At 72.3% G+C, this 9966-nt stretch carries 14 protein-coding genes; 11 read left to right on the top strand and 3 right to left on the bottom strand.

The annotated features are described in order from the left end of the window. The first annotated feature begins 276 nt into the window (after positions 1-276). The 9 genes from ACFXGA_RS15280 to mutM all read left to right on the top strand — a co-directional run bounded on the left by ACFXGA_RS15280 (position 277) and on the right by mutM (position 6287). Complete coding sequence (locus ACFXGA_RS15280) at positions 277-1365, top strand: MBL fold metallo-hydrolase (protein WP_378088165.1); 1089 nt, start codon at positions 277-279, stop codon at positions 1363-1365. Between the two features lie 4 nt (positions 1366-1369). Beyond that, complete coding sequence (gene rsmD, locus ACFXGA_RS15275) at positions 1370-1936, top strand: 16S rRNA (guanine(966)-N(2))-methyltransferase RsmD (RefSeq protein ID WP_378088163.1); 567 nt, start codon at positions 1370-1372, stop codon at positions 1934-1936. A 54-nt stretch (positions 1937-1990) separates the two neighbouring features. Next, the gene (gene coaD / locus ACFXGA_RS15270) at positions 1991-2473 is read left to right on the top strand and encodes a pantetheine-phosphate adenylyltransferase (protein ID WP_378088161.1); all 483 of its coding nucleotides are present in this window, start codon (positions 1991-1993) and stop codon (positions 2471-2473) included. 256 nt (positions 2474-2729) lie between these two features. Next, positions 2730-3446, top strand: coding sequence for a DivIVA domain-containing protein (locus ACFXGA_RS15265; RefSeq protein ID WP_378088160.1), 717 nt, complete (start codon positions 2730-2732; stop codon positions 3444-3446). Between the two features lie 114 nt (positions 3447-3560). Next, positions 3561-4148 (top strand): YceD family protein, encoded by a 588-nt coding sequence (locus ACFXGA_RS15260; protein ID WP_378088158.1) that lies wholly within the window; start codon positions 3561-3563, stop codon positions 4146-4148. Positions 4149-4150: 2 nt separating this feature from the next. Beyond that, a complete protein-coding gene (gene rpmF / locus ACFXGA_RS15255) occupies positions 4151-4333 on the top strand; it encodes a 50S ribosomal protein L32 (protein WP_033431492.1) in 183 nt (60 codons plus the stop codon). A 29-nt stretch (positions 4334-4362) separates the two neighbouring features. Further along, a complete protein-coding gene (gene rnc, locus ACFXGA_RS15250) occupies positions 4363-5187 on the top strand; it encodes a ribonuclease III (protein ID WP_378088155.1) in 825 nt (274 codons plus the stop codon). 7 nt (positions 5188-5194) lie between these two features. Beyond that, a complete protein-coding gene (locus ACFXGA_RS15245) occupies positions 5195-5419 on the top strand; it encodes a hypothetical protein (RefSeq protein WP_378088153.1) in 225 nt (74 codons plus the stop codon). Between the two features lie 10 nt (positions 5420-5429). Beyond that, positions 5430-6287 (top strand): bifunctional DNA-formamidopyrimidine glycosylase/DNA-(apurinic or apyrimidinic site) lyase, encoded by an 858-nt coding sequence (gene mutM, locus ACFXGA_RS15240; RefSeq protein WP_378088151.1) that lies wholly within the window; start codon positions 5430-5432, stop codon positions 6285-6287. Between the two features lie 10 nt (positions 6288-6297). Here the strand turns inward: mutM and ACFXGA_RS15235 are convergent, their stop codons facing one another. After that, positions 6298-6732 carry a MarR family winged helix-turn-helix transcriptional regulator gene (locus ACFXGA_RS15235; RefSeq protein WP_378088149.1) on the bottom strand — a complete coding sequence of 145 codons (435 nt, stop codon included), beginning with the start codon at positions 6730-6732 and terminating at the stop codon, positions 6298-6300. Positions 6733-6975: 243 nt separating this feature from the next. Here ACFXGA_RS15235 and ACFXGA_RS15230 point away from each other — a divergent pair, with 243 nt between their 5' ends. Continuing rightward, positions 6976-7653 (top strand): response regulator, encoded by a 678-nt coding sequence (locus tag ACFXGA_RS15230; RefSeq protein WP_378088147.1) that lies wholly within the window; start codon positions 6976-6978, stop codon positions 7651-7653. Here the strand turns inward: ACFXGA_RS15230 and ACFXGA_RS15225 are convergent. Beyond that, positions 7650-8756 carry an NAD(P)/FAD-dependent oxidoreductase gene (locus ACFXGA_RS15225; RefSeq protein ID WP_378088145.1) on the bottom strand — a complete coding sequence of 369 codons (1107 nt, stop codon included), beginning with the start codon at positions 8754-8756 and terminating at the stop codon, positions 7650-7652. The two genes, ACFXGA_RS15230 and ACFXGA_RS15225, sit on opposite strands and share 4 nt — an antisense overlap. Positions 8757-8825: 69 nt before the next feature. Here ACFXGA_RS15225 and ACFXGA_RS15220 point away from each other — a divergent pair, with 69 nt between their 5' ends. Further along, positions 8826-9356 carry a GNAT family N-acetyltransferase gene (locus ACFXGA_RS15220; RefSeq protein ID WP_378088143.1) on the top strand — a complete coding sequence of 177 codons (531 nt, stop codon included), beginning with the start codon at positions 8826-8828 and terminating at the stop codon, positions 9354-9356. Here ACFXGA_RS15220 and ACFXGA_RS15215 read toward each other — a convergent pair whose 3' ends face one another. Next, positions 9357-9839, bottom strand: a complete 483-nt coding sequence (locus tag ACFXGA_RS15215; protein ID WP_378088141.1) for a hypothetical protein — start codon at positions 9837-9839, stop codon at positions 9357-9359. Positions 9840-9966: the final 127 nt, after the last annotated feature.

Here is a 9966-nt window from a genome sequence, read left to right as displayed (position 1 = left end):
CGGCGCCCCCGCGGGCCGGCCGGCGCGGCCCCCCCCCGCCCCCCGCCGGCCCGGCTTCGTCCAGCCTATGGCACCCGAACCCATGTCAAATCGAGCCTCGGTGGGGTGGCTGCGGGTCCGTTGTGGGGTGGGTTGCGGGTCCGTTGTGGTGGGGAGTGGGTTCGTTGTGGGTGGGGACTGGAAGGCTTGTGGGTGGTTGGTTCTGTGGTGGTGGGGGCCACAGTGGTTGTGGGTTGTTCGGGGGAACCTGCTTGGTAGGGGTGGCGTTGGGGTGGCATGAAGAAGGTCTCCGCGGCGTTGTTCGCTCTCACGGTTGGGGTTGTTGCTTGGGCGGCGCGTGATGTGCCCGTGGCGTTGGGTGGCAGGCCCGGTGGGGAGCGGGTGCGGAGGTCGCCGAGGTGGCGGGAGGGGCGGTTCCACAACTCCTCGCCCACGCGGACCATGCCTGATGGGGCGGCGGGGACGTTGCGGGAGATGTTCTTCGGCGGGCAGCAGCGGCGGCCGGTGGGGGAGGTGCCGTTGGTGCGGCCGGTCGGCGGGGAGTCGGACGGGTTGCACGTGACCTGGTACGGGCACGCGTCGGCGTTGGTCGAGATCGACGGGGCGCGGGTGTTGATCGACCCCGTGTGGAGCGATCGGTGTTCACCGTCGCAAGTGGTCGGTCCGCGGCGGTTGCACCCGGTCCCGCACGCGTTGCACGAGGTCGGGCGGGTGGATGCGGTGGTGGTCTCACACGACCACTACGACCACCTCGACCTGGCGACGGTGCGGGCGCTGGAGCGGGATACTGACGCGGTGTTCGTGGTGCCGCTCGGCATCGGGGCGCACCTGCGGCGGTGGCACGTGCCCGAGCGGCGGATCGTGGAGTTGGACTGGGACGAGTCGCACGAGGTGGCGGGGGTCACACTGGTGGCCACGGCGGCGCAGCACTTCTCCGGGCGCGGGTTCCAGCGGGACAACACGTTGTGGGCCTCCTGGGTCCTGAAGGGGCCCCGGCACCGCGTCTACTACAGCGGCGACACGGGGTACTTCGACGGGTACAAGGCGATCGGCGAGGAGCACGGGCCGTTCGACGCCTCCCTGATCCAGATCGGCGCGTACGGGCCCGGGTGGCCCGACATCCACATGACGCCGGAGGAAGGGGTGGCCGCGCACCGGGACGTGCGGGGCGGCCTGCTGATCCCGGTGCACTGGGCGACCTTCAACCTGGCCTTCCACGACTGGTCCGAGCCGGTCGAGCGGGTGTGGCGGGAGGCGGAGGCGCACGAGGTGCCGCTGGCGGTGCCGCGGCCGGGCGAGCGGGTCGACGTGGCCGCGCCGCCGCCGGTCGACGGGTGGTGGCGGGCGCTCGCGGTGGGACGATGACGCGGTGACCAGGATCGTCGCGGGGGTCGCCGGCGGCCGCCGGCTGCAGGTGCCGCCCCGCGTTACCCGCCCCACCTCCGACCGCGTCCGCGAGGCGTTGTTCAGCTCGCTCGAAGCGCTCGTGGACCTCGACGGCGCGGTCGTGCTCGACCTCTACGCGGGGTCGGGGGCGTTGGGGTTCGAGGCGTTGTCGCGGGGCGCCGGCCGGGCCACGTTCGTGGAGTCGGACAAGCGGGCTGCCGAAGTCTTGAAGAACAACGCCAAGGTGGTCGCGCTGCCCGGCGCGACGGTCCTCAACCGCACCGCGGAGGCCGTGGCGGGCACGGCGGCGGACGCGCCGTGCGACGTGGTCTTCGCCGATCCGCCCTACGCGGTGACCGACGAACAGCTCAACCGGCTCCTCGCGGCGCTGGTCACGAGCGGTTGGACGAAGCCGGGGTCGCTGATCATCGTGGAGCGGGGCGCGCGCAGCCCGGAACCGGTGTGGCCAAGCGCCGTGGAATCGTTGCGCAGCAAGAAGTATGGCGACACCGCGCTGTATTGGGCGGAACACGTTGGCACCACCGGGTGATGCGGACCACGCACCTGAGTGGATGCGTCCGATCGGGTGCTACCGTCCGAAACCATGACGCGTGCCGTGTGCCCCGGCTCCTACGACCCGGCCACCAACGGACACCTGGACATCATCGGCAGAGCGGCGAAGCTCTTCGACGAGGTCGTCGTCGCCGTGCTCATCAACAAGAACAAGAAGACCCTGTTCTCGGTCGAGGAGCGGACGGAGATGCTGCGCGAGGTCACCGCGCAGTGGCCGAACGTCCGCGTCGACGCCTGGCACGGCCTGCTGGTCGACTACTGCCGCGAGAACGACATCAAGGCCATCGTCAAGGGCCTGCGCGCGGTCAGCGACTACGACTACGAGCTGCAGATGGCGCAGATGAACCACCAGCTCACCGGGGTCGAGACGCTGTTCATGCCGACGAACCCGATCTACAGCTACCTGGCCAGCTCGCTGGTCAAGGACGTGGCCACCTACGGCGGCGACGTGACCAGCCTGCTGCCGCCCAGCATCCGCGACCGGCTCAGCGCCCGGCTCGCCGAAGGCCGCTGACCGGTCACGACCGGTCGATCCCTGCCCCGCCGGTGTGTCGCCCGGTGTGGTTACCGCTCACGGGCGTGAGCGGAATCACCTCACGGATCGTGGCCGCTCCGGGATCCGGTGGTCATTCCGCCCGACCGGCCCCTACCCGAGCCGCGCCCCGGTGAACATCACCCGGTAGTCGGACACGCCCTGCCGATCTCCCGGCGGCGGCGAGATCGGCAGGGCACACTAGGACGGGTACTGCTGTGGGCGCGAGGAGTGTGACGTGTACCGGGTGTTCGAGGCCCTCGACGAGCTGGTCACGATCGTCGAGGAAGCGCGTGGCGTGCCGATGACCTCCGGGTGCGTCGTGCCGCGCGGCGACGTGCTCGAACTCCTCGACGACGTGCGCGACGCCATCCCCGCGGAGCTGGACGACGCCCAGGACGTGCTCGACCACCGCGACGAGCTGGTCGGCAAGGCGCAGCACGACGCGGACCAGACCCTGAGCAAGGCCCGCTCCGACGCCGAGCGGATGGTCGCCGAGGCGCAGCACGAGGCCGAGCGGATGCTGTCCGAGGCCCGCGCGCGGGCCGAGCGGATGGTCGCCGAGGCCGAGGACCAGGCGCAGCGCACCGTCTCCGCGGGCAGGCAGGAGTACGAGGACCTGGTGGGCCGGGCGCACGCCGAGGCCGACCGCATGGTGCAGGCCGGCCGGGCGAACTACGAGCGCGCGATCGAGGAGGGCCGGGCGGAGCAGGCGCGCCTGGTCGACGGCACCGAGGTCGTGCAGGCCGCGCACGCCGAGGCCGCGCGCGTGCTGGAGGCCGCGCAGACGGAGGCGATCCGGCTGCGCAGCGAGTGCGACGCGTACGTGGACGGCAAGCTGGCCGACTTCGAGGACCTGCTGGCGCACACGCTGCGCAGCGTCGGGAAGGGCCGCTCGCACCTGCGCGGCCCGGCCGTCGCGAGCGCCGCCGCGCCCTTCGACTACCACGAGTGAGCGCCGTGGACCCGACCGGACGACGCCCCGACCAGCCGATTTCACGTCCACGCCCGTTGTCCCGTACCCTTGACCGGCTGGTCGTGGTAAGTCCCCGACGGCACACCGAACATCATGTCTGAGCACCGTCACGCCTCCGCGCGTCCCACAGCGACCGGGCCCTGGGTCATCGACACCAGGGACCTCGGGCGTCGTGCGGGCTCCAGCCGCGGGTTGCGCAGGACGGTGCCCGCGGAGGGCCTCGGCCTCGCGGGCGTGATCGCGGTGCCGGCGGGGGGCGTCGTCGAACTCGACCTCCTGCTGGAGTCGGTGGTCGAGGGCGTGCTCGTGACGGGCACCGCCGCGACGGTGGTCGAAGGGGAGTGCTCGCGCTGCCTGGAGCCGCTGTCGGCGGAGGTCGAGGTGGAGCTGACGGAGCTGTACGCGTACCCGGACAGCACCACCGACGAGACGACCGAAGAGGACGAGGTCAGTCGTCTGCACGACGACCTGCTCGACCTCGAACCCGTGGTGCGCGACGCCATCGTGCTGTCGCTGCCGCAGGTGCCGCTGTGCTCGCCGGACTGCCTCGGGCTGTGCGTCGACTGCGGCGGCAAGCTGGCTGAGCTCGGCCCCGACCACGGGCATGAGACGATTGACCCCCGGTGGGCCGCTCTGCAGGAGCGGTTCGGCGGGAATCGTGACAATCCAGAGGAGAACTAGTCGTGGCCGTCCCGAAGCGGAAGATGTCGCGCTCGAACACGCGCTCGCGCCGCGCTCAGTGGAAGACCGCTGCCGTGCACCTGGTGGCCTGCCAGAACCGGGCGTGCCGCCAGCCGAAGCCGCAGCACGTCGCCTGCCCGGCCTGCGGCCAGTACGACGGCCGCCAGGTCGTCCAGCCGGCCTGATCACCCTCTGGCGAAGGTAGCGGCGAATCGTGGGGGGTAGGTCGTCGCGCGGTCGGTCCGCCGACCGCGCCCCGTTGCTCGAAGCGCTCGGCGTCCCCTTGGACGCCGAGCTGCTGACGCTCGCGCTCACCCACCGCTCGTACGCGTACGAGAACGGCGGGCTGCCGCCGAACGAGCGGTTGGAGTTCCTCGGCGACGCGGTGCTCGGCCTCGTCGTGACCGACCACCTGTACCGCACGCACCCCGAGCTGCCCGAGGGGCAGCTCGCCAAGCTGCGCGCGAGCGTGGTCAACATGCACGCGCTGGCGGGTGTGGCCCGGGGGCTCGGCGACGACGGGCTGGGCGGCCACCTGCTGCTCGGTCGCGGCGAGGAGCTGACCGGGGGCAGGGACAAGGCGAGCATCCTCGCGGACGGCCTCGAAGCCGTCATCGGCGCGGTCTACCTGCAGTTCGGCATCGACACCGCGCGTCAACTCGTTCACCACCTGTTCGACCCGTTGTTGGCCGAGGCGCCACTGCGAGGTGCTGGACTGGACTGGAAGACGAGTCTCCAGGAGCTGACCGCCTCAGCCGGCCTGGGCGTCCCCGAGTACCGGGTGGACGACCAGGGCCCGGACCACCGCAAGGAGTTCACCGCCACGGTGCTCGTCGGTGGCCAGGCCCACGGGACCGGCGACGGGCGGACGAAGAAGGAAGCCGAGCAGAAGGCGGCCGAGGCCGCCTACCGCGTGCTGCACGAGCGGGTCCGCGCCGATCAGGAGACCGGCGCCTCCGGCAACGGCCACGCGCCCGGCTCGGCGACCGAGGCACCACCCCAGGCTTCACCTCAGGCTTCACCTACTCAGGAAGACTGACGCCGAAATGTATGCCACGAACGTCCGGACGAACCGGCGCGCGCGCCACGCGCGTCCGTCCCGCCCGCTGAACGCCGGCCGCAACGGCGGCATCCAGGGCCTGGTCCTCGTGCGCGACACCGCCCAGGCGGGCGGCTGGATGCTCAAGCCGACCAAGCCTCAGGCAGCCGCCTACGAGATGCTGGAAGAGCTGGAGCAGGCCGAGGCCGCCGCGCGCGACGCCGAGGACTGATCACCCGCCCGTGCCCGAGCTGCCCGAGGTCGAAGTCGTCCGCCGAGGTCTGCACGAGCACGTCGCGGGGAGGACCGTCGCCGCGGTCGAGGTCCTCCACCCACGGGCGATCCGCCGCCACCTGCCCGGTGCGGCGGATTTCGCCGTGCGCCTGACCGGTCAACGCCTGGAAGCCGCGCGTCGGCGCGGCAAGTACCTGTGGGTGGACCTGTCGGGTGGTGACGCCGTGCTCGCGCACCTCGGCATGAGCGGCCAGATGCTGGTGCAGCCGGTCGGCGCGCCCGACGAGAAGCACCTGAGGGTGCGCGTCCGGTTCGACGACGGCGGTCCCGAGCTGCGGTTCGTGGACCAGCGCACGTTCGGCGGGCTGGCCCTGGCCGAGCTGGTCGAGGTCGACGGCGCCCGGCTGCCGCTGCCGGTCGCGCACATCGCGCGCGACCCGATGGACCCGGCGTTCGACCCGGACGCCGCCGTCGCGGCGCTGCGGAGGCGGCGGACCGAGGTGAAGCGCGCCCTGCTGGACCAGACGCTGGTCTCCGGGGTGGGCAACATCTACGCCGACGAGGCGCTGTGGCGGGCGCGGCTGCACGGGTTGCGCCCGGCGGACCGGTTGACCAGGGCCAAGACCGCCGAGCTGCTGGCGCACGCGACGCAGGTGATGTACGAGGCGCTGGGCGAGGGCGGCACCTCGTTCGACGCGCTCTACGTCAACGTGAACGGCCAGTCGGGCTACTTCGACCGGTCCCTGGCCGTCTACGGGCGGGAGAACGAGCCGTGCCGGCGGTGCGGGACGCCGATCAGGCGCGAGCCGTTCATGAACCGCTCGTCCTACTCGTGCCCGCGCTGCCAACCGCGTCCCAGGGGTTGACGCGGCCGGTTCACCGCGGCGGGTCGGCGAGCCTGCGCAGCAGGGGCGTCACCGTTCTCAGCGCGTCGCGTTCCTCCGGCTCCAGCCGGGAGAGCCGCTCGGACAGCAGCTCCGCCTCGCCGTGCGCGAGGGACAGGATCGTGTCGCGACCCAGGCCGGTCAGCTCGACGATCGTGGCCCGCCCGTCGGCGGGGTCGGATTCGCGGCGCACCAGGCCGCCCGACTCCAGGCCCGTCACCACCGTGGTCGCCGTGGGCTGCGAGCACAGCGCACGCACCGCGATCTCGCCGATCCGCATCGGCCCCTGCGACGCGAGTTCCGCCAGCACGAGCAACTGCGTGGGTTGCAGCCGCCGGACGGACGCGGACTGGCGCAGGCTCCGGATCAGCCGGTGCACGGCGACCACGAGTTGTAACGCGTCCTGATTAGTCACACTGGTGGTCATCAGACCTCCTCGCGGCTCACCGTGAGTGAGCAAGTGTCCGAATTCGGACAGGACATTCGCACTATCGCAGTACGGCTGTCCAGAGAACGGTTTCATTCGCACCCGGATGTACTCAACGCTCTCCGCACCGATGCGGAGACGGAACCGTCAAAACGGCATTAAGGGAGGTGGGACGTCCGTCAAGACGCCGTCAGGGCGCTCGCCGACGGTAGCGGGTGCGCGATCCCGGCGTAGTGTCCGGGCGTGACGAAGGTGTTGGTGGTCGATGACGAGCCGCAGATCGTGCGGGCGTTGCGGATCAACCTGTCGGCGCGCGGCTACTCGGTCCTGACCGCGCACGACGGCGCCGCCGCGCTCAGGGCGGCGGCCGAGGGCAAGCCGGACGTGGTGGTGCTCGACCTGGGCCTGCCCGACGTGGACGGCGCCGAGGTGATCGCGGGCCTGCGCGGCTGGACGACCGTGCCGATCATCGTGCTGTCCGCGCGGGTCGACTCGGCCGACAAGGTGCAGGCGCTGGACGCGGGCGCGGACGACTACGTGACCAAGCCGTTCGGGATGGACGAGCTGCTGGCTCGGCTGCGGGCGGCGGTGCGGCGGTCGGCGGTGGTGGAGGGCGAGGACGCGGTCGTGGAGACCTCGTCGTTCACCGTGGACCTGGCGGCGAAGAAGGTGCGCCGCGACGGCGTCGAGGTGCACCTGACGCCCACCGAGTGGGGCCTGCTGGAGGTCCTGGCCCGCAACCGGGGCCGGCTGGTGGGGCAGAAGCAGCTCCTGCAGGAGGTGTGGGGCCCGGCGTACGCGAAGGAGACCCACTACCTGCGCGTCTACCTGGCCCAGCTGCGGCGCAAGCTGGAGCCCGAACCGTCCCGTCCCCGGCACCTGGTGACGGAGCCGGGGATGGGGTACCGGTTCGAGCCCTAGCCCGCGGGCATCGTGGGGTGGCGCTGGAACAGGAACGCGACCCGCACGATGAGTTCCTTGTAGCGCGCGGCCGTCCGGCCGGTGAGGACGAACTCCTTCGGGCGGTCGTCGGCGTCGACGAACTGGATCAGCCCGTCCCGCCGGCCGAGGCTGACGCACTGCTGCACGTAGCGGAACCGGAGCTGGTCGGCGGGCTCCCGGCCGGTGAGCCGCCGGGCCAGCGCCCGCACGGCCTGCTGCGTGGTGGGCAGGCCGGTCGCGCACGCCATGCGCAGCTCCAGCCCGTCCGCCCGCTTGATCGCGGCGGCGTCGCCGATCGCCTGCACCTCCGGGTGCGAGACCGAGGTCAACGTCTGGTCCACCAGGACGCGGCCGCGCCCGTCCACCGCCAACCCGGCCCGTGCGGCCAGGTCGGGCACGCCGAAACCGGCCGTCCAGACGACGGTGTCGGCGGCGATCAGCTCACCCCGGTCCGACACCAGCCCGTCGGCCCGGACCTCGGCCACGGTCGCGTGGTCGCGCACCCGGACGCCCAGCCGGTCGAACACCCGGCGCACGTGCCGCCGGCCCTTGTCCGACAACGCCTCGCCGAACTCCCCGCCGGTGACCAGCAGCACGTCGAGGTCCGGCCGCGACTCGGCCAGCTCGGCGGCGGCCTCGATGCCGGTCAGCCCGCCGCCCGTCACGGCCACGGTGCGGGCCGTCTTCAGCGCCTCGACCAGCTCCTCCGCGTCCTCCTGGGTCGACAGCGGGTGGGCGTGCTCGGCCGCGCCCGGCACGGCGGCCGGGTTCGCGTGGCTGCCCAGCGCGTAGATCAGCCGGTCGTAGCCCAGCACGCCGCCGGTGAGCTGCACCTTCCGGGCGTCCAGGTCCAGGTCGGTGACCCGGTCCACCACCAGCTCGACGCCGCTGCCCTTCAGCAGGTCGGCGAGCGGGGCGTCGCGCAGCCGCTGCCCGGCCGCGAACTGGTGCAGCCGGACCCGCTCCACGAACCGGTCCCGCGCGTTGACCAGGGTGACCCGGGCGTCGGTCCACTTCGCCGCCAGCCTGGCCGCGGCCAGACCCGAGTACCCCGCCCCGATGACCACGATGTGCTCTGCCATGTCCCCGTCCTTTCGGTCGACCATGGAGCGGGACGGGGGCTGGGAATGTGACGGCATAGGGTGTGACCTGTGTCATCTTTTTCCGTGCTGCACACCTGGCAGGTGCCCGCGGCCACCCTCGCGGCCGCCCGCGCGCTGCTGGACGAGGCGTTCGACGGGGATTTCAGCGACGAGGACTGGGAGCACTCCCTGGGCGGCGTGCACGCGTTCGCCTGGGACGGTGACGAGCTGATCGGCCACGGCGCGGTCGTGCAGCGGCGGCTGGTGCACGACGGGCGCGCGCTGCGGGCCGGTTACGTGGAGGGCGTGGCGGTGCGGGCCGGCCGACGTCGCCGGGGCGTCGGCGCGGCCGTGATGGGGGCGCTGGAGGACGTCGTGCGCGGCGCGTACCCCCTCGGGGCGCTGAGCGCGTCCGAGGAAGCGATGGCGTTCTACGAGGCGCGGGGGTGGCAGCGGTGGCGGGGGAGGACGTTCGCGCTGACGCCCGCCGGGGTCGAGCGCACCGAGGAGGAGGACGACGGGATCTTCGTCCTGCCGGTCGTGCCGCTCGACGTGACGGGCGACCTCACCTGCGACTGGCGTGACGGCGACGTCTGGTAGCTAGTGCGTGTCCTCCGTCGTCGTCGCGGTGGTGGTGGTCGTGGCGGACGCGGGGGAGGACGACGACGGCGGTTGCGTGGACGTGGTCGGGTCGGCGGTCGTCGGCTGCTCGGTCGTCGGCGGCTGCGCGGTCGGCCTCGGCCCGGACGACACCCCCGCCGTGCTCGGCTCCGGGGCCTGCCGCAGCGGCTCCTCCGGCTTGGCGACCGCCGGCTTGCCCGGCTGCGTGGTCACGGGCTTCGACACCGTCACCACGACCGTGGCCGTGCTCGCGCCCGGCACGGCCCGCACCGGGGCCCCGGTCGACGTCTGCACCTCCGCCAGGGGCTCCTCGGGCGGCGTCGCGATCGTCCCCTTGCCGGTGAGCACCGACGCGAGGGTGGCGATCACGGTGGCGACGATCGCGCCGCCCGCGGCCAGCAGCACCACCGAGGAGAGCTTCTTCTTCGGCTTCGGCGACGCTTGTCGATCTTCCTCGAACACGCCATCTCCCTGTGGGGAATCCGGACGGATGGTCAGTGCTCGAGTTATCGGCGGATCTTGCCGGTGGCCTCATCGTTCGATCGGTCGTCCCTCGATGGGGTGGATGACCGTGACCACCGGCGGACGA

It is taken from the genome of Actinosynnema sp. NPDC059335 (assembly GCF_042752395.1).
Taxonomy (GTDB): Bacteria; Actinomycetota; Actinomycetes; order Mycobacteriales; family Pseudonocardiaceae; genus Actinosynnema.
The sequence above is the reverse complement of the archived record's forward strand: the minus strand, read 5'-3'. Positions and strand labels throughout refer to the sequence as shown.